This window comes from Burkholderia sp. Bp8963 (assembly GCF_003854275.1).
Lineage (GTDB): Bacteria > Pseudomonadota > Gammaproteobacteria > Burkholderiales > Burkholderiaceae > Burkholderia.
On record NZ_QTQP01000045.1, the window covers coordinates 38,403 to 57,793 of the forward strand.

The 19,391-nt window shown below is 68.3% G+C and carries 16 protein-coding genes; 10 read left to right on the forward strand and 6 right to left on the reverse strand.

Annotation, left to right across the window (positions count from 1 at the left end; translation table 11 throughout):
• Positions 1 to 324: 324 nt before the first annotated feature.
• Positions 325 to 1,293, forward strand: coding sequence for a LysR family transcriptional regulator (locus DID96_RS28715; protein ID WP_124602610.1), 969 nt, complete (start codon positions 325 to 327; stop codon positions 1,291 to 1,293).
• Positions 1,294 to 1,299: 6 nt separating this feature from the next.
• Positions 1,300 to 2,208: a LysR substrate-binding domain-containing protein gene (locus tag DID96_RS28720; RefSeq protein ID WP_124602611.1), complete on the forward strand. Its 909-nt coding sequence runs from the start codon at positions 1,300 to 1,302 to the stop codon at positions 2,206 to 2,208.
• A gap of 229 nt (positions 2,209 to 2,437) precedes the next feature.
• Here DID96_RS28720 and DID96_RS39125 read toward each other — a convergent pair whose 3' ends face one another.
• Positions 2,438 to 2,566 carry a hypothetical protein gene (locus DID96_RS39125; RefSeq protein ID WP_260464033.1) on the reverse strand — a complete coding sequence of 43 codons (129 nt, stop codon included), beginning with the start codon at positions 2,564 to 2,566 and terminating at the stop codon, positions 2,438 to 2,440.
• Between the two features lie 10 nt (positions 2,567 to 2,576).
• Between DID96_RS39125 and DID96_RS28725 the strand changes: the two genes are divergently transcribed.
• Together DID96_RS28725 and DID96_RS28730 are read left to right on the forward strand one after the other, a co-directional pair.
• Positions 2,577 to 3,347 carry a hypothetical protein gene (locus tag DID96_RS28725; RefSeq protein WP_124602612.1) on the forward strand — a complete coding sequence of 257 codons (771 nt, stop codon included), beginning with the start codon at positions 2,577 to 2,579 and terminating at the stop codon, positions 3,345 to 3,347.
• A gap of 20 nt (positions 3,348 to 3,367) precedes the next feature.
• A complete protein-coding gene (locus DID96_RS28730; RefSeq protein WP_124602613.1) occupies positions 3,368 to 4,501 on the forward strand; it encodes a transporter substrate-binding domain-containing protein in 1,134 nt (377 codons plus the stop codon).
• A 77-nt stretch (positions 4,502 to 4,578) separates the two neighbouring features.
• On the opposite strand, the gene DID96_RS28735 is transcribed toward DID96_RS28730, so the two are convergent.
• Positions 4,579 to 5,667, reverse strand: coding sequence for a calcium:proton antiporter (locus tag DID96_RS28735; RefSeq protein WP_124602614.1), 1,089 nt, complete (start codon positions 5,665 to 5,667; stop codon positions 4,579 to 4,581).
• Positions 5,668 to 6,232: 565 nt separating this feature from the next.
• Here DID96_RS28735 and DID96_RS28745 point away from each other — a divergent pair.
• The 4 genes from DID96_RS28745 (at position 6,233) to DID96_RS28760 (ending at position 10,883) form a co-directional block, all read left to right on the forward strand.
• The gene (locus DID96_RS28745) at positions 6,233 to 7,789 is read left to right on the forward strand and encodes a 3-hydroxyacyl-CoA dehydrogenase (RefSeq protein WP_124602616.1); all 1,557 of its coding nucleotides are present in this window, start codon (positions 6,233 to 6,235) and stop codon (positions 7,787 to 7,789) included.
• A gap of 54 nt (positions 7,790 to 7,843) precedes the next feature.
• The gene (gene paaK, locus DID96_RS28750; RefSeq protein WP_124602617.1) at positions 7,844 to 9,166 is read left to right on the forward strand and encodes a phenylacetate--CoA ligase PaaK; all 1,323 of its coding nucleotides are present in this window, start codon (positions 7,844 to 7,846) and stop codon (positions 9,164 to 9,166) included.
• 78 nt (positions 9,167 to 9,244) lie between these two features.
• Positions 9,245 to 10,048 carry an enoyl-CoA hydratase-related protein gene (locus DID96_RS28755; protein ID WP_124602618.1) on the forward strand — a complete coding sequence of 268 codons (804 nt, stop codon included), beginning with the start codon at positions 9,245 to 9,247 and terminating at the stop codon, positions 10,046 to 10,048.
• 163 nt (positions 10,049 to 10,211) lie between these two features.
• Positions 10,212 to 10,883 carry a MarC family protein gene (locus tag DID96_RS28760; protein WP_124602619.1) on the forward strand — a complete coding sequence of 224 codons (672 nt, stop codon included), beginning with the start codon at positions 10,212 to 10,214 and terminating at the stop codon, positions 10,881 to 10,883.
• 56 nt (positions 10,884 to 10,939) lie between these two features.
• Here the strand turns inward: DID96_RS28760 and DID96_RS28765 are convergent, their stop codons facing one another.
• The 4 genes from DID96_RS28765 to DID96_RS28780 form a co-directional block, all read right to left on the reverse strand.
• A complete protein-coding gene (locus tag DID96_RS28765) occupies positions 10,940 to 11,809 on the reverse strand; it encodes a CPBP family intramembrane glutamic endopeptidase (protein ID WP_124602620.1) in 870 nt (289 codons plus the stop codon).
• 118 nt (positions 11,810 to 11,927) lie between these two features.
• The gene (locus DID96_RS28770; protein WP_124602621.1) at positions 11,928 to 12,584 is read right to left on the reverse strand and encodes a VC0807 family protein; all 657 of its coding nucleotides are present in this window, start codon (positions 12,582 to 12,584) and stop codon (positions 11,928 to 11,930) included.
• Positions 12,585 to 12,875: 291 nt separating this feature from the next.
• Complete coding sequence (locus tag DID96_RS28775) at positions 12,876 to 13,940, reverse strand: 2,3-butanediol dehydrogenase (protein ID WP_124602622.1); 1,065 nt, start codon at positions 13,938 to 13,940, stop codon at positions 12,876 to 12,878.
• A gap of 414 nt (positions 13,941 to 14,354) precedes the next feature.
• Positions 14,355 to 15,605, reverse strand: a complete 1,251-nt coding sequence (locus DID96_RS28780; RefSeq protein ID WP_124602623.1) for a GNAT family N-acetyltransferase — start codon at positions 15,603 to 15,605, stop codon at positions 14,355 to 14,357.
• Between the two features lie 75 nt (positions 15,606 to 15,680).
• Here DID96_RS28780 and DID96_RS28785 point away from each other — a divergent pair, with 75 nt between their 5' ends.
• Both DID96_RS28785 and DID96_RS28790 read left to right on the forward strand, forming a co-directional pair.
• Complete coding sequence (locus DID96_RS28785; protein WP_124602624.1) at positions 15,681 to 17,162, forward strand: PLP-dependent aminotransferase family protein; 1,482 nt, start codon at positions 15,681 to 15,683, stop codon at positions 17,160 to 17,162.
• 328 nt (positions 17,163 to 17,490) lie between these two features.
• Positions 17,491 to 19,008: a trypsin-like peptidase domain-containing protein gene (locus DID96_RS28790; protein ID WP_185732387.1), complete on the forward strand. Its 1,518-nt coding sequence runs from the start codon at positions 17,491 to 17,493 to the stop codon at positions 19,006 to 19,008.
• The last annotated feature ends 383 nt before the right edge of the window (positions 19,009 to 19,391 follow it).

Genomic DNA, 19,391 nt, shown 5'->3' on the forward strand with positions numbered 1-19,391 from the left:
GCGAACGGGCGGCGAACGGAGCGACGTAGCGGGGTGGCGAAGAGGAGGATTGCAAAGTAATTTCTGCATGTTTACATATATATTACGGAGCAATTCCGGGCAGACGCGCGCCGGACGGCCGCTCCAGCCCATTTTTGTCCGCAGCGGCGTACAATTCGGCCAGCAGAAACCTCCCGAACTCCAGGACCACGCACGCGATGCCCGATCTCCCACCTTCCTCCCGGCATGGTGATCGGCTTGGCGTGGCCCCCGGCCATGTTCCGTCCCCCATCTGACGCGAGCCCGGCCGACGCCTTCCCTACCTACTTTCCCGAAGCCAATTCAATGGACATGCTCGAAAACATGCGCCTGTTCGTGCGCGTTGTCGAAGCCGGCAGTTTCACCGCGGTTGCGAAGGAAATCGACGCAACCACCGCACAGGTGTCGCGCGCCGTCTCGAACCTCGAGGCGCACGTACAGACGCGCCTGCTGCATCGCACGACGCGTCACCTCGGTCTCACCGAAAGCGGCCAGCGCTATTTCGAGCGCGCGAAATCGATCCTCGAGGAAATCGACTATGCGAACGCGGAGGCGCGCAACGCGCTGCTGCGGCCGTCTGGCAAGATGCGCATCCATGCGATGACGGGGCTCGGGCAGAGCCACGTCGTGTCGTCGATCGTCCGCTATCAGGAAGACAACCCGGACGTGTCGGTCGAACTGACGCTCGCGCAGCGGATGCCGAACCTCGTCGAGGAGGGCTACGACGTGTCGATCGTGACCGCGTCGCAGCTGCCGGATTCGGGCTACGTCGCGCAGACCTGCGGGACAAGCTGCAGCGTGCTCGTCGCGTCGCGCGAATATCTCGCGCGGCACGGCACGCCGCAGACGCCGGAGGATCTGCCGAACTACACGTGCCTGCGGCTCGATACGCCGGCGTCGCCGGCCGGCGAGTGGCGGCTCGAGCACAAGGACGGCGACGAGCAGGTGTACGAGCTGCCGCCGGCCCCGTTCCAGGTCAACGTGCCGGACGCGCTGTGCGTTGCCGTGCGGGCGGGCCGCGGGATCGCATGCGTCGCGCTGTATACGGTGCTCGACGACATCCGCGAGGGCCGGCTGATCCGCGTGCTGCCCGAGTACCGGCTGCAGACGCTGAGCGTCTACGCGGTGTACGCGACGCGCCGCTATCTCGACGCGAAGATCCGGACCTTCCTCGATCACCTGCGCACGACCCTCACCCCTGCACTGGAAAACGACCTGCGCGAACTGGACCGCCTGACCGTCGAGCACGCGCCGACCGGCCGCATGCGGGCCTGACGTTGCATGATTGAACTGCATCAGCTGCGCTGCTTCGTCGCGGTGGCCGAAGAGCTGCATTTCGGCCGCGCGGCCAGGCGGCTGTTCATGACGCAGCCGCCGCTCAGCCGGCAGATCCAGTTGCTCGAGCACGCGCTCGGCATCTCGCTGCTCGAGCGCAGCAGCCGGCAGGTGAGCCTGACCGCGGCCGGCGAGCGCTTCCTGCGCGATGCGCAGCACATCCTCGAGTTTTCCGCGCGGGCGGGGCAGGCCGCGCAGCGTGTCGCACGCGGCGAGGCGGGGCGGATCACGCTCGGTTTCACGGCCGTCAGCGCGTACCGGATGATTCCGATGCTGCTCGCGCACGCCGCGCATGCGCTGCCGGACGTCGACGTCGAGCTGCGCGAGATGGTGTCGACCGTGCAGATCGACGCGCTCGTGTCGCGGATGCTCGACGCCGGTTTCGTGCGCCAGCGCGTCGCGCGGCAGCCGCTCGAATACCGGCTCGTGCAGCGCGAGCCGCTGCTCGTCGCGGTCGCGGACGGCACGGCGCTCGCCGCGCGCGAGCGGATCGGCCCCGATGATCTCGACCGCCAGCCGTTCATCGCGTATTCGCCGAACGAGGGCAAGTACTTCCACGACATGATCTCCGGGATGTTCGCGAACGCGGGGCGGGTGCCCAACTACCTGCATTACGTCGGGCAGACGCATACGATCCTCGGCCTCGTGCGCGCGGGGCTCGGCGCGGCGCTCGTGCCGGCATCGGCGCGCGAACTGCACGTCGGCGGCGTCGTGTTCCGCCCGCTTGCGGGCGTCGACATCGCGGCCGAGCTGTATCTCGCATGGCGCACCGACAACGACAATCCGGCGCTGCCGGTATTCAACGCGATGGTCGAGCGGTTTCTCGCGGAAAGCGCGAACGCGGGCACGTCGTGAGCCGCCGGCGCGGCGCGCATTGCGCCGACCGCTTGACGCGTACCTGCTGCTCGGCGCACGATACGTTCGTGCATTTGGAACGGGACTCGCCGGCCGCGCGACACCCGCATCCGCGACGCGCAGAAGAACAATGATGAGCCTCTACGTACTCGAACGCACTCGAATCGGTAGTTCAGTCCCGCCCGCTTCATCTCATCCACGCATCCTCGGCGGTGCGTACACCGGCGTGTCATGACGCCGGCCGGTGCACGTCCTCGCCCGACGGCGGCCGCTCGTTGACGAAGCGGGCGCCACCGAGTCCGAAGCATTTCGATTGAGCTTGAAACAGAAAGAAAACGCAGTTCAGTTCGAGGTTCAAGGAGAAACTCATGTCGCAAGTTTCGAATGAAGCAAACGGCAGTTCGGGGAATCGCAAGGCGGCGCTGGTCAAGTGGGCGATCATCATCGCGGGCGTCGCGATCGCGGCGCCTGCCGCGCTGTTCGTGCTGAAAGGCATGGTCGCGCTGATCACCGCGGCGGTGGTCGGACTCGGCGCGATCTATTTCGCGCCGGTCGTCGCGATGAAGTTCGCGAACCAGAAGGTCAAGATGATGGTCGAGGAGGCGCAGGCCAATCCGATCGAGACGCTGATCAACCAGCTTGCGGACAAGCGCCAGGCGGCGCAGAAGTTCGCGGACAGCATCACCGCGTTCCGCACCGAGGTGAGGAACTTCGCGGACAAGACCGAGCAGTTCGAGAAGCAGTACCCGGAAGACGCACCGCGCTTCAGGGCGCAGCTCGACACGATGAAGCAGTTGCTGGCGTTTCGCGAAAGCCGCTACAAGCAGGTGCAGAACGAGCTGAAGAATTTCGCGTCGGCGATCGACCGCGCAAAGGCGATGTGGGACATGTCGCAGGCCGCGCAGCACATGAACAAGCTCGCGGGCCGGCAGGCCGCCGACACGTTCGAGCAGATCAAGACCGACGTGGCCGTCGATTCGGTGATGCGCTCGGTGAACAAGGCGTTCTCCGAGATGGAGACGTCGCTGATGGACAACCCCGAAGTCAAGCAGGCGCAGCAGCAGGCCGTGATCGACGGCAACCGCGCGCACGGCGTTGAAGCAGCAAACCCCGCCCAGTTGCCGTCGAAACAACAATAACTTCCTGCAGGCACGCGAACATGAAAAAACTTCTCGGCGCAGTAGCGTTTCTGGTGGTGCTCGTCGGTATCTGGTTTGTGCGTCAGGGCGGTCTGTCGAAGCTGGTACCCGCGCAGGATACGGCACCGGCCGTCACGTCGGTGCAGGCGAACGGCAGCGGCCAGCCGGTGTCGCCCGCACAGAGCGGCAACGTGCTGCCGGCGGGCTTCAAGCCGCAGGCCAACACGCTGAAATCGATTGCGGAAAATGGCGTCGTCAGGGTCTCGGTGCAGAATCCGAGCGAGCCGTTCTTCGGTGAAGACAAGGGCACGCCGCACGGCTTCAACGTCGAATTCGCGCAGTTGCTGTTCTCGGATCCGTCGTTCTCGCATGGCGGCAAACCCATCGTCGTCGACACGCGTCACGAAGTCGACACGTATCCGGGCGTGCCGAAGCAGCTGCTCGACACGGATGCGGGCGGCAACCATGTCGTCGACGTCGCGATGGACGGCCTGACGTTTCCGGACAACACGCCGTCGGGCGTCGTCTATTCGGTGCCGTACGTCGACGATTTCGGCTATTCGCTGATCGTCCGGCAGGGTTCCGCGATCCGCTCGCCCGACGATCTGACCGGCAAGAACGTCGGCATCCTGAAGGGCGACCCCGACGTGCGTGCGTTCGTCACGCGCCAGTATCCGAACGCACGGTTCGTCGAAGTCGACGATTCCGATCCGGCGTTCATCGCGAAGAGCCTCGACGGCCATGCCGTCGACGCGTTCATCTACGACTATCCGTTCGCGGTGAGCTCGATCAAGGGCACGGATCTCAAGTTCGCGGTCACGAAGCTCGACGGCTCGAACATCGCGTACAAGATCGGCGTGCGGGCCGACGACCAGGACCTGCTGATCTACCTGAACGCCGCGATCGCGAAGCTCAAGCAGTCGCCGCAGTATCTCGAGCTGCTGCGCAAGTACTTCGTCAGCGATCAGGCGGTGACGACCGCGGCCGCGGCCGGCGAGCACGTGTACGTGGTGAAGGCGGGCGACACGCTCAACCTGATCGCGGCCAGCAAGCTCGGCAGCGGCCAGCGCTATCGCGAGATTCAGCGGCGCAACAATCTCGCCAATCCGAATCTGATCCTCGCCGGCCAGCATCTCGTCATTCCGGCCAGGTGAGACGCTGCGGCACGCCCATCGTCGACAACCCGGCGCAGCACTACGATTTCTGATCGCGCGCCGGGCGTCGCGTGGCGTCAATGCGTGATCGACAGGAACAGGTACGCGGCGAACAGTGACAGATGGACGACGCCGTGCAGCACGGTCGTGCGCCCCTGGCTGAGCGTCAGCGTGCTGACCAGCAGCGTCAGCGACAGCAGCACGGTTTCCATCGCGCCGATGCCGAGCGTCAGCGGCTGGCCGACCCAGATGAACACCGCGGCGACCGTCGGGATCGTGAGCCCGATGCTCGCGAGTGCCGAGCCGAGCGCGAGGTTCATGCTGGTCTGCAGGCGGTTCGCACGCGCGGCGGTGACGGCCGCGAGCCCTTCGGGCAGCAGCACGAGCGCGGCGATCACGATGCCGACCGCGGCTTCGGGCAGGCCGAGCTGGAGCACCGCGTGCTCGACCGCCGGCGACAGCAGCTTCGCGAGCAGCACGACCGCGACGAGGCTCGCGAACAGCATCACGAGGCTGAGCAGCGCCGTCTTGCTGCTCGGCGGCACCGCGTGGACCGATTCGTTCGCGCTGTCGTGTGACGCAAGGAAGTAGTCGCGGTGGCGCACGGTCTGCACGAACACGAACACGCCGTACAGCACCAGCGACGACACGCCGGCAAACGCCAGTTGCGACTTCGACAGCAGCGGGCCGGGGGCGGCGCTCAGGTAGTTCGGCATCACCAGCGACAGCACCGACAGCGACGCGAGCACCGCGAGCGCCTTGCTCGCGCCACGCCCCTGGAAGTCCTGCTCGCCGTGTTTCCATGCGCCGACCAGCAGGCACAGGCCGACGATCCCGTTGCAGATGATCATCACCGCGGCAAATACCGTATCGCGCGCGAGGCCCGATTTCTCGGGACCGGCGCCGAGCATCACGGACACGATCAGCGCAACTTCGATGACGGTCACGGCGACCGCGAGCACGAGCGTGCCGAATGGTTCGCCGACCCGGTGGGCGACGACTTCGGCATGGTGGACGGCTGCGAACACGGCGCCGGCGAGCGCGGCCGCGAACAGCGCGATGACGAGGCCTTCGGCCGGCACGACGCGCGACAGCGCGAGCACCAGCCAGGCGGCAAGCGGGGCCCAGAGGGTCCAGCGCGGGAGCGTGTTGGACGAGATCGGCATGATGGGTTTTCCTTATTCGAGTGGCGGCGCGCGACGGGCGGCCACGGGTTGGACGAAGCCCGGCCGGGAATCCCGCCGAACGAGGACGATGGTGCTGACAGACAGCGGCGCGGGAATGCGCCGCGTTGGCTCGCCGCCGCGAGAGGCGGCCGGCGGCACGGACGGGCTGAAGCCCGACGCGCCGGCGCCCTTTGCGGCGAACCGGTTCGATTCGACTGGCCGCCGGAAACGGGGCTGGATCTCCGCCCGTTGCATTGGCCGCGATCAGGTTCCGACCCCGGAAGGGTGGGCGACGATGCGCGGCAAGGGCGGCGTGGCACGCGGGTCTCCCTGAATTTCCGGTGGTTTGGCGGATTTTATCAGGCGTTTGCGCACCACTATCCTGAAATCGAATGCTTACGTTGACCTTTCGGTCGCAAAAAAGTGCCCGGTAATTTTCATTTTTTGTCGTTACGGATTCGGTAACGGTGTTTTACACGATGAATTCGGGCTCACCCTGACATAAATATACCGACCGGTCGGTTTATAATCGGCCACATTCTCACTTCACGACGGATCGCAAGCGATGGCTGTTTCCTCTGCACAATCAGTGAAATCAGGCGCGCTGGCGCCGGCCGAGGTGGTTGGCGTGATCGGCGCGGGCGCGATGGGCGCGGGGATCGCTCAGGTCGCGGCGGCCGCGGGCCACACGGTGCTGCTGTACGACCTGAACGAGGCGGCCTGCGACAACGCGCTGGCCGGCATCCGCGCGCAGTTCGCGCGACTCGCGGAGAAAGGCCGGCTCGATCCGGCGCAGGCGGAGGCCGCGGGCCAGCGGGTGAGCGCGGTGCGTGCGCTGGCGGACTTCGCGCCGGCCGCGCTGGTCGTCGAGGCGGCGGCGGAGCGGCTCGACGTGAAGCGCGAGATTTTTGCGACGCTCGAACGCCACGTCGACGACGCGTGCCTGCTCGCGACCAACACGTCGTCGATCTCGATCACGTCGATCGCGGCCGGCCTGCGTGCGCCGCAGCGCGTCGCCGGCCTGCATTTCTTCAACCCGGCGCCGCTGATGGCGCTCGTCGAGGTGGTCAGCGGGCTCGCGACCGCGCCCGAGGTTGCGCAGGTGCTGTACGACACCGCCGCCGCGTGGGGCAAGAAGCCGGTGCTCGCGAAGTCGACGCCGGGCTTCATCGTGAACCGCGTCGCGCGGCCGTATTACGCGGAAGCACTGCGCGTGCTGAACGAGCAGGGCGGCGCGCCGGCGTCGATCGATGCGGTGATGCGCGAAGCGGGCGGCTTCCGGATGGGGCCGTTCGAGCTGATGGACCTGATCGGCCACGACGTGAACTTCGCGGTGACCGAATCGGTGTTCCGCGCGTACTTCAACGACCCGCGCTTTACGCCGTCGCTGATCCAGCAGGAACTCGTCAATGCCGGTTTCCTGGGCCGCAAGTCGGGGCGCGGCTTCTATTCGTATGCGGAAGGCGCGGCGCCGCCGGCGCCGGACGTCGAGCCGGATCGCGACGCGCCCGCCGGCGTCACGCTGCATGCGCAGGCCGGCCCGGCCGCCGCGTTGCATGCACGCTTCGCCGAGCGTATCGCGGGCGCGCGGCAGGCGGACGCCGATCCCGACGACCTGCTCGCGACCGCGGGCCGCGCGTCGATCGCGCTGACCGACGGCCGCACGGCGACCGCGCGTGCCGCGCAGACTGGCATCGCCGATCTCGTGCTCGTCGACCTCGCGCGCGACTACGCGCAGGCCGGGCTCGTCGCGCTGACACGCGCGCTGCAGTGCAGCGACGCTGCGTATGCGGACGCGGTCGGCCTGTTCCAGCAGGCAGGCTTTCGCGTCGTCGGCCTGGCCGACGTGCCGGGCATGATCGTGATGCGCACCGTCGCGATGCTCGCGAACGAAGCGGCCGACACGGTGAACCAGGGCGTGTGCTCGCCCGCCGATCTCGATCTTGCGATGGAAAAGGGCGTCAACTATCCGTGCGGCCCGCTTGCGTGGGCGGACGCGATCGGCATCGCCCGTGTCCATCGCGTGCTGTCGCATCTGGCCGCCAGCTACGGCGAGGACCGCTATCGCGTGTCGCCGCGTATCGCCGCGCTGCACGCGGCCGGCCGCGCGTTCCGCTCGTAGCCGCCGGCCCGCCCCGATCACGATAACGACATTACTCCACTGGAGGAGCTCCCCATGACTCACCCGACCCACCCGATGGCCGCGCTCGACGCGATCGAGACCGCCAGCCGTGACGAACTTCAGGCGCTGCAGCTGCAGCGCCTCAAGTGGTCGCTGCGCCACGCGTACGACAACGTTCCGCACTACCGCCGCACGTTCGACGCGGCCGGCGTGCATCCGGACGACCTGAAGACGCTCGCCGATCTCGCGAAATTCCCGTTCTCGACGAAGACCGATTTCCGCGACAACTATCCGTTCGGGCTGTTCGCGGTGCCGCGCGACCAGGTCGTGCGCGTGCATGCGTCGAGCGGCACGACCGGCAAGCCGACCGTCGTCGGCTATACGGCGCGCGACATCGACACGTGGGCGAACCTGATCGCGCGCTCGATCCGCGCGGCGGGCGGCCGTCCCGGCGACACGCTGCACAACGCGTTCGGCTACGGGCTGTTCACGGGCGGCCTCGGCATCCATTACGGCGCGGAGCGGCTCGGCTGCATGGTCGTGCCGATGTCGGGCGGGCAAACCGAGAAGCAGGTGCAGCTGATCCGCGACTTCGAGCCGAAGATCATCCTCGTCACGCCGTCGTACATGCTGAACCTGATCGACGAGATGGTGCGGCAGGGGATGAATCCGGCCGAGTCGTCGCTGAAGATCGGCATCTTCGGCGCGGAGCCGTGGACGGGCGCGCTGCGCGAGGAAGTCGAGACGCGCGTCGGCATCGATGCGCTCGACATCTATGGGCTGTCCGAAGTGATGGGGCCGGGCGTCGCGTGCGAGTGCGTCGAGACCAAGGACGGCCCGGTGGTGTGGGAAGACCATTTCTATCCGGAAGTCATCGATCCCGTGACGGGCGAGGTGCTGCCGGACGGCAGCGAGGGCGAGCTCGTGTTCACGTCGCTGACGAAGGAGGCGATGCCGGTGATCCGCTATCGCACGCGCGACCTCACCGCGTTGCTGCCGCCGACCGCGCGCACGATGCGCCGCCTCGCGAAGATCACCGGCCGCTCGGACGACATGTTGATCATCCGCGGCGTGAACGTATTCCCGAGCCAGATCGAGGAGCTGGTCGTCGCGTTGCCGAAGCTGTCGGGCCAGTATCAGCTGACGGTGTCACGCGAAGGCCACATGGACCGGCTCGACATCTCGGTCGAGCTGCGCTCCGAAGCCGGCGCGAGCGTGACGGACGGCGAGCGCCAGGCGATCGCGCGCGAACTGCAGCACCGGATCAAGACGATGGTCGGCGTGTCCGCGGGCGTGACCGTGCTGCCGGCAGGCGGCATTCCTGCCACCGCGACCGGCAAGGCCAGGCGCGTGATCGACCGGCGCCACGCCGCGTGACGCGGCCGATACACGTTTGTATGCGCTTGAGCGCGCGTGAGCACGCTTGAGCGTGTTGGATACGAGGAAACCTGCTTGATGTTCGATGAACTGAAGACCCTGGCCGTTGCTGTCGATGCGCGCGGCATCGCGACCGTTGCGCTGCGGCGCGGCGACGTGCTCAATGCATTCGACGAGACGATGATCGCCGAGCTGACCGACGTGTTCGCCGCGCTCGGCGCGCGCGACGACGTGCGTGCGATCGTGCTGCGCTCGGATGGCCGCGCGTTCTGCGCGGGCGCTGACCTGCAGTGGATGCAGCGCGCGAGCGCGAACGACGCGGCCGCGAACCTGCGCGACGCGGAGCGCTTCGCCGCGATGATGCGGGCGATCCGGCAGTGTCCGAAGCCGACCGTCGCGCGCGTGCAGGGGCACGCGTTCGGTGGCGGCGTCGGCCTGTGCGCCGCATGCGACATCGTGATCGCGAGCGACCAGGCGCGCTTCGCGGTCAGCGAGGCGCGCTTCGGCATCCTGCCCGCGGTGATCGGCCCGTATCTCGTCGAGGCGGTCGGCCAGCGGCAGGCGCGCCGGCTTGCACTGACGGCGACGCAGCTGAGTGCGCGCGACGCGGTCGAGATCGGTCTGATCCATCAGGCGGTGCCGCTCGACGCGCTCGACGACGCGCTCGACAAGACGCTCGCCGAACTGAGCCGGAACGGCCCGAACGCGCTGATGGAGATCAAGCGCTTCTTCGACGCGATCGGCGAGTATCCGCCGTCCGACGAACGCGCGGCGTTCACCGCGCAAACGATCTCGCGCGTGCGCGCGACCGCCGAGGCGAAGGAGGGCTTCGCGGCGTTCTTCGCGAAGCGGCCGCCGGCCTGGGAGCCGGGCGCCGAGTAAACCTGGTGCGGCGGCGTCCGGCGTGCCCACGCCGCGCGCGGCCGCCGCGCGAAGCCCCCGGACGGCGCTGCGGCGCGCCGCCGGGCACCCCGCAAACGGGGACGGTTGCTCTACAATGCGTGACCCGGCGCACCGCCGATTCTGCCCTGACCGTTCCTGCCCGATGATCGTCACCCGTCTTGTCTCCGAGATCCTGTTCGGCTTCACCGGCCTGATGGGCATCATCAATCCGATCGGCATCGCCTTCCTGTTCCTGGAGCGCACCGAGTCGCTGACCGAGCAGGAACGGCACCTGCTCGCGAAGAAGGTTGCGTTCAATTCGTTCGTCGTGCTGCTCGTCGCGTTCTTCGTCGGCACGCCGGTGCTGCATTTCTTCGGGATTTCGATGGAAGCGCTGCGCATCGGCGGCGGCTTCGCGGTTGCGGTGTCGGGCTGGCGGATGCTGAACGAGCCCGACGTGCCGGGTGGCGGCGATACGCCGGTCAAGCAGATCGACGCGAACGCAATCATGACGCGCGCGTTCTTCCCGCTGACCATGCCGCTGACGACCGGCCCCGGTTCGATCGCGACCGCGATCGCGCTGAACGCGAACCGCACGCACAAGCTGTCGGAATTCATGCTGTCGAGCATCGTGTCGGTCGCGGTGTCGGTGCTTGTCGCCGTCGTGATCTGGCTGACGTACAGCCGCGCGGCGCTCCTCGCGCGCTACCTCGGCACCGAGGGCACCAAGGTCGCGATGCGCGTGTCCGCGTTCCTGCTACTGTGCGTCGGCGTGCAGATCATGCTGACCGGCTTCTCCGAATTCCTGCAGCCGATCGCCGACCAGATCAAGTAAACCCAAGGCCGGATTGGACCGAAGCAGCGTGCGCTGAAAGCAGGTTGCGTCGCGCGTCAATGCGCGGCTGCGAGCATCGGGTAGGTGAATAGCCCGAAGTGAACGACGTTCAGCCCCGCGTGCGCGAGCGCGGCCGCGAACAGCCCGCCGCGGCGGTACGCGATGCCATACCCGACGCCGGCCACCGTGCCGAGCACGATCCATGGCCAGCCGCCCGCCGCGTGGGCCGCGCCGAACAGCACGGCGCTCACCGCCAGTGCCGCCCACGGCCCCCACGCGAACCGGCCGAGCACGCGCGTCAGGCCACCCTGAAGATAGCCGCGGAACAGCGTTTCCTCGGCGAGCGTCACGAACAACAGGTTGTTCGCGAGCCACAGCCAGCCCGACGCCGGCCATTTGGGCGCCCAGCCGACCGTCTCGAACGCGACCGCGCCGGCGAGGCACGCCGCCGACGTCGCGAGCGCGGCGACAACGCCTGTGCGTGCCGCGCGCGGTAGCGCGACTGCAGGTCGGATCCACGGCAACACCCACAGCAGCCAAAGGCCGGCGAGCGGCTTGTCGAGATTCAGGTACATCGTGAACGGCACGGCATCCGGCGTGAAGCGAACCGGGCCGATCGCACGCGGATTATGGAAGCCGGGCAGGAGATGCAGGCTCAGCGCGATGGCGAGCACGACGAACGCGACATGCGCGGCGGCGCGTACCGCCGGCGGGCGCGCGGCGGACACGCCCCATGCCGCCAGCGCAAGCGCGGCCAGCGGCGCCAGCGCGAGCGGCGCGAGCATCCCGAGCACCAGCGCGCCCGCATAGCCGAGCACGGCGAGGATCAGGCTGGCGGCGCGCAGTGGGCGGAACCACGCGAGTGCCGCGGCGGCGAACAGGGCAATCCAGGTCGCCGTGAACGGCACGGACGGGGAGACGGGCATAGGCGGCGGGCATTCGTCGGACGAGACGCCGCGCATCATACAGGATGGGGATCCGGCTTCCGCTGCAGCGCGGCGCTGGCTATCCGGTCAGCCGGCCAGCCGGTCAGCCAGGCAGCCGTCAACGTCCGGCGGTTTCCGTCACGCCGTCGCGAGTCGGGATGTCGACGCTGTTGCGCGTGCGCATCCGCCGCCGGTACCAGAACGTCCACATCAGCAGGCCGCCGAACACGGAATAGCCGATGATCGGCGACAAGACCAGCACGCGCTCGACCGTCCAGTTCGCGACCATCCAGCAGCGCACCAGCATTTCGATGGTCATGCCGGCGCCCCATACGAAGGTCATCAGGCGCAGCGTCTGGCGCAGCACGGGCTGCTCGTCCCACACCGCTTCGAAGCGCTCGGCGCCGCCTGCCATTTCGCGGGCCACAGTGGCGCGCGCGAGATAGAAGATCAGCGGACGTTCGCGCACCAGCGACAGCAGAAAAATCACGCCGATCGCGCCCGATGCGAGCGATTCGCGCATCAGCAGCGCGCGTGGCCCGCCGCCGAGCGCCATTGCGACGATCGACAGCGCGATGCCGAGCAGCACGACGACGCTCACCGCATCGATGCGGCGTGCTCGGACGAATTCGAAGATGGTCCAGAGGACGGGCGGGATCGCCGACGCGTACAGCGCGCCGGCTTCGCCGAAATGCGGATGCGCGACGCGATAGGCGGCCCACGGCAACAACAGGTTGACGGCGAGTTCGAGGATCAGGCCGGCTCGCGGTTTCACAGCAGACATTCCGGGTGATGGGTTCGTACGCGAATCACGTGCGATCCAGTATATCGGACATTCAATCATTGCTTGTGGCGCGCGTGCTGCGGGATATTACCGACGAATCCTGTGCATGCCGCGGCAGTTCGACGATGGGCAGCCGCGCGATGTCGGTGCGCCACGTGGTGTCCGATATTGGGGGCAATGCATGCATGCGCCGGCGCCGAGCACATCATGGGGGCCGACGCGATCACGATCACGTCGGCCGTCGCCGTCGCCAGCAGCCGGTCGAGCCGCCAGCCGCGCCCCTCATCCGGCCGCTGGCTGCACGATGATCTTCACGTTCCGGTCCTTGTTGTTCACCAGTTCCTCGAACCCGCTCGCCACGATATCGCCGAGCGCGATCCGGCCGGTGATCAGCGGCTGCACGTCGATGCGGCCGTCCGCGATGAAGCGGATCACGTCGGCGAATTCGCCGTTATACGCGAGCGAGCCGATCACCTCCTTCTCCGTCGACACGATGTCGAAGAAATTGAACGCGGTCGGCTCCTCGAAGATGCCGACCATCACCGTTTTGCCGGCCTTGCGGATCACGTCGATCGCGAGCTTCGCGGTCGCGGTGTGGCCGATGCATTCGAACGACACGTCCGCGCCGTAACCGCCCGTCAGTGCCTTGACCTGCGCGACGGCGTCGGTCTCCTTCGGATCGATGACGACGGTTGCGCCGACCTCGAGCGCCTTCTGCTTGCGCGCCGCCGACATCTCCAGCGCGATCACGCGCCCGGCGCCCGCCGCTTTCGCACACATGATCGTACACAGGCCGATCGTGCCGGCACCGACCACGACGACCGTCTGGCCGACGATGCTGCCTGCCTTCTTCACCGCATGGAGCCCGACTGCGAGCGGCTCGATCAGCGCACCGGCCTCGGTCGGGAAATTGTCGGGCAGCTTGTACAGCAGCTCGGCGGGCACGTTCACGTATTCGGCAAAAGCGCCGTTGTTCATCAGCCCGGTGAACGCGAGGTTCTCGCAGATGTTGTACAGGCCGTGCGTGCAATACCAGCAGGTGCCGCAATGCTGGCACGCGTCGGCCGTCACGCGGTCGCCGACCGCGAAGCCCGTCACGCCCGCGCCGAGTTCAGCGATCTCGCCGCTGAATTCGTGGCCGAGGATGCACTGGCCCTTCAGGCCCGTCAGCGGGTGCGGCGCGTCGACCGGAATGAAGACCGGGCCCGCGACGTACTCGTGCAGATCCGAGCCGCAGATCCCGCACCAGTGCACGCGGATTGTTACCCAGCCGGCGGCGGGCTTGTCCGGAACGGGAACCTCTTCGACGCGGATGTCGCGGCGGCCGCGCCAGACGGCGGCCTTCATGCTGGGGGGAGTTGCCGGTGCCGGTGTATTCACGTTGCTGTCTCCGTCAGGGTTGTCGTCGGGCGCGAATCGCGGTCGCGACCGTCGCGCGGTTGCGCGCCCGACTGGCACGCAGGAACGGTGCCAGCGTGGAAGACAGGGTGGCGTGGCCGCGCACGACGTGATGGATGTGCGCTGCGGCATCCTTGCATCGTGCACGGGCTGCGGTGCGCGGACGGGTGCTGGGTATTTTTTGTTGCGACCGCACGAGGACGCAGCGCGTGAGACGCATGGGACGTTCGTCTCACTGTGTGAGACGACGCGTGAGACTAGGCGAGAGACGAGGCGAGAGACGAAGCCAGAGACGGCAAGCAGCGTGCCGTTCCGATGCGCGCGCAACCGGCCGCACGGCGGCGGCCGGCCGCCGCACATCCGTTACAGGAGATCCTTGCGGTACTGGATGAACCCCGCGTTGTTCGCGAGCCGGTCGTACAGTGCGCGCGCAGTCGTGTTGGTCTCGTGCGTGAGCCAGTGCACGCGGCTCGCGCCCGCTTCGCGCGCGTGCTGATACACGGCCTCGATCAGCGCGCCGCCCGCGCCGCGCCCGCGCGCATCGGGCGCCGTGAACAGGTCCTGCAGATAGCAGTACGGGCCTTCGGTCCAGCACGAGCGATGGTAGATCGCATGCACGATTCCGAGCAGCGCACCCGACGCGTCGAACGCGCCGAGCACGAACATCGGCTCGTCCGGGTCCATCAGGCGGGCCCACGTCGTCGCGAACACGGTGTCGCTCAGCGCGGTGCCGTAGAAGCCCAGATAGCCCTGCCACAGCGGGCGCCACGCGGCCTCGTCGGCGGCCGCGAGCGGCCGCACGGTGAGGCCCGTTGCGACGTGCGCGCGGCCGGCCGCGTCGCGCGCGTTCGCCTGCGCGTGGCGGATCGCGGCGAGCGACTGGCGCTGAGCGTGCTGCGCGTCGAAGTTCGCGGGCGACAGCCACGCGTCGAATGCCGCCGCGACGGCCGGCCATTCGCCGTCGACGATCGAGAACCACGCGGTGTCGCGACTACGTCCCTTGTAGACGATCGCCTGCCGGAACGTGCCTTCGTAGCGGAAACCGAGCCGCGCGGCCGCCTGGCGGGAAGGCTCGTTGAGACTGTCGCACTTCCACTCGTAGCGCCGGTAGCCGAGCGTGTCGAATGCGTATTTCATCAGCAGGCATTGCGCTTCGGTCGACACGGGCGTGCGCTTCAGCGCGGGCGAGAACGTGACCGAACCGACCTCGATCACGCCATTGGCCGGATCGATGCGCATCAGCGCAAGCGTGCCGACCGCACGGCCCGTCGCGAGATCGATCACCGTGTAGTGCAGCGGATCGGCGCTCGTCGCCGCAACGCGCGCGTACTCGCGATAGCTCGCTTCGTCGGCGTACGGACCATGCGCGAGATAGGTCCAGTCGCGGCCGTCGGCCGCTTGCGAATAGGCGGCGTACAGATCCGCCGCGTGGCGGTCGGCGTCGAGCGGCTCGAGTCGGCAGTAGCGGCCTTCGAGCGTGATGCGCTGCGGCCGCGGGCGCGTGGACCAGTCGGGAACCGGTTGACCGATGGGCTGTTGGTAGGCGTTGGTAAGCGTGGTAAGCGTGGACAAGGTCGATCTCGCTTCGGTTGGCGGCCAGCGACATGCCGGCATGCAGACGATCGTAGTGCCAGCGAGGTACCATGAGAAGCGCCAGTGCATGGTAATTTTATGGTGCCACGAACCCTGATGACTTCCGCTCCGTCCTCCGGCGACGTCCCGCCGCAACTCGACTCGCCGCTGTCGCGCGCGCCGGGCGCGCCGTCGCTGCAACGGCAGTTGCTGCGGCGGCTGCGCGATGCGATCCTCGGCGGCACGATGCCGGCCGGCAGCCGCCTGCCAGGCACGCGCGCGCTGGCCGACACGCTCGGCATTTCCCGCAACACGACGATGGCCGTCTACGAGCAGCTCGTCGCCGAAGGCTTTCTGCAGTCCGACCGGCGCGGCACACGCGTCGTCGGGCTGTCGCGCCGGAGCGCGCCGCGCCGGCGGGCCGCGGCACCGGCCGTCGCGCAGCGGCTCGCGCGGATCCGCCCGAGCCTGATCGGCGCCGGCGAATTCGACGGCTTTCGTCCGGGCGTGCCAGCGCTCGCGCATTTTCCGGTCGACGCATGGCGCCACGCGATCGATCGCGCGCTGCGCCGCGCCGGACGCGATCTGCTCGGCTATGGCGATCCGCTCGGCGAACCCGCGCTGCGCGAATCGATCGCGCGCCATCTGGCGGTGACGCGCGGCGTGCGCTGCGAGCCCGAGCAGATCGTGATGACCGAGGGTGCGCAAGGCGCGATCGCGCTTTGCGCGCAATTGCTGACGAATCCCGGCGACACGGTGTGGGTCGAGGAGCCCGGCTATCGCGGCGCGCGCACCGCGATGCAGGCGGCCGACCTCGACGTGGTCGCGATGCCGGTCGACCGCGAGGGGATGCACGTGCACGCGGACGACTGGCGCGACCGGACGCCGCGACTCGTCTACACGACGCCGTCGAACCAGTTCCCGACCGGCGCGGTGCTGTCGATCTCGCGCCGGCTTGCGCTGATCGACGCCGCGCGCCGCCATCGCGCGTGGATCATCGAAGACGACTACGACAGCGAATTCCGCCACACCGGCGAGCCGATCGGCGCGATGCAGGGGCTCGCACCGGATTCGCCGGTCGTGTATCTCGGCTCGTTCAGCAAGACGATGTTTCCGGCGCTGCGGCTCGGCTTCCTCGTGCTGCCGGAAGCGTTGCTCGCCGCGGTGCAGGCGGTGCTGCCGGAGATGCTGCGCGGCGGCACGCGCCACGTGCAGCTCGCGCTCGCCGACTTCATCGAGACGGGCGAATACGGCCGGCACCTCGGGCGGATGCGCCGGCTCTATCGCGATCGCCGGCAGGCGCTGCTCGCGGCGCTCGACGGGGGCTTCACGGTGCCGCATCGCGTCGAAGGCGGCCCGTGCGGGCTGCATCTGACGCTGCGCCTGCCGACGCGCTACGCCGATCGCGCGCTCGTCAGCGCCGCGCGTGCGCAGGGGATCGGGCCGTTCGCGCTGTCGGGCTTCTCGATGCATGCGGACACCGCGCACAACGGGCTCGTGCTCGGCTTCGGCAACACGTCGGCGGATGCATTCGCGCCGCTGCTGCGCACGCTGTCCACGCTTGCGCATGAGATCTCTGCGGCGCGTGAAACAGCGTGAAGCGTCGTGAAAGGGAGATCGCGCGTGAACCGGACGCCGCACGTCGATCCGCACCGGCACATCGCGGCAACGACGGATGCCGGTTCAACGCAAACGCTCGCCATGCGTGCTTGCGAACGCCGGAATTGTGCGGATTGACGAAACGCCCGGTTTGACCGGAACGAATGCTGCAGCCGTTCTGCGGCACATGCGCGGCTGCTGCGTGGGGTTGCGATTCGTATGCTCTGACGCGCGGCGTGGACTATAAATGGAGCGTGTACTGGGGCTTGTCGGCCGCATGCGCGTCGCGCGCATCGGACGGTGCGACGACCGCCGGGGGAGGTGCACCGTGGTTCGCCTGACGCTTGTCCGCGCCGTGCTTCGCGCCGCGCTGATCGGGAGTGTGTTTGCCGGTTACCTGTCGCTGCAGCCGGCCGCCATCGCGGCGAGCCCCGCGCCGCCCGTGGCGAAGGAGAAGCGCGGCGCGGCGCCCGCCGATTTTCCCGCGATCGTCGAGCGTTACGGCCCGGCCGTCGTACACATCAGCGAGGCCGCGCCGCCCGATGCGCAGGCGAGCGCGCCGGCCGCGGCGGCTGTCTCCGCGCTCGATGCCGACGATCCGCTGGCCGCGTTTTTCCAGCGCGGCGTGCCGCAGCCGCCGTCGCCGGACACCGCGCCGCGCACGCTGGCGGGCAGCGGCTCCGGGTTCATCGTCAGCGCCGACGGCGTGATCCTGACGTCGGCGCAGGTCGTCGACCAGGCCACCGACCTGACGGTCCGCCTGGCCGACCGGCGCGAATTCAAGGCGACGGTGCTGACCGTCGATGCGCAGAGCGACGTCGCGGTGCTGAAGATCGACGCGACGAAACTGCCGGTGGTCAGGCTCGGCGATTCGTCGAAGGTGCGGGTCGGCGAACCGGTGATCACGATCGGCTCGCCGGACGGCACGGGAAACACGGTCACGGCCGGCATCGTCAGCGCAACGTCGCACGCGCTGCCGGACGGCAGCCCGTTCCCGTTCTTCCAGACCGACATCGCGGTCAATCCCGACAACTCGGGCGGGCCGGTGTTCAATCGCGCGGGCGAAGTGATCGGCATCGCGATGCAGGTGTATGCGAGCGCGGATCGTTATTCGAGCCTGACGTTCGCGATTCCGATTGGCCTTGCCACCAAGGTGCGCGCGCAACTGCAGACGCAGATGCAGGCGTCGCGCACGCCGTCGGGGAATGCGCTCGGCGTCGACGTGCAGGACGTCGGTGCGGGGCTCGCGGCGGCATTCGGGCTGCCGCGTCCGGCGGGCGCGCTCGTCAACGCCGTGGAGCCGAGTTCGCCGGCGGCGGCGGTCGGCATCAAGCCCGGCGACGTGATCCTGCAACTGGGTGGCCGGTCGATCGGTCACTCGGCCGAACTGAACGATCTCGCGGCCGCGCTGCCGGCTGGCTCGAAGGCACCGCTGAAGCTGATACGCAACCGCAAGCCGATGACGTTGATGGTCACGGCAGGCGCGGGGGGGACGGCGAGCGAGGGGGCGGGCGCTGGTGCGGGCGTCGGGGCAGGCGCCGGCGCCGGCGCGGAGACGGTTGCCGCGCGCGCGGCCGGCGGCGACCGGCTCGGTCTGACGATGCATCCGCTGACCGACGACGAGCGCCGCTCGACGGGGCTCGCGGTCGGCATGATGGTTGACGACGTGCACGGGCCGGCCGCCGCCGCCGGCATCCAGCCGGGCGACGTCGTGCTGGAGCTCAACGACACGCTGCTCGAAACGCCGGATGACGTCGCGACGCTCGAAGCGAAAGGCGGGAAGGTGATCGCGGTGCTGATCCAGCGCAATAACGCGCGTCGGTTCGTGTCGGTGCATGCGCGGTAGGTGCGGGCGTGGTAAGCGCGGAAGGTGCGGCAGGTGTGGCAGGTGTGGCAGGAGCGATCGGGATACGGCGGGGCGGCAATGCGCCGCCGGGCCCGTTGACGTCGTCGCGGCATCCCGCCTAATATCGTCGCAACTGACCCGGAGCATTCGAGCATGAAAGCGGCATACATCGTCCTGGTACCAGGCAGTCGGCGCATGGTCCGGTAGCGGCACGTGCCGGCACCGCATGCGCCCCCGACCGGTTCGGGGGCTTTTTTTTGTGCGCCGAGCATGCGCAACAGCTTGGGGGTGCAAGTCCCCTGTCCAGCCTGATGGGGCGAAGGACTAGCGAAACGCAAGGGCGTCGTCGTGAGGCGGGGTCTGAAGGAAGCGTGTAGCAAAGC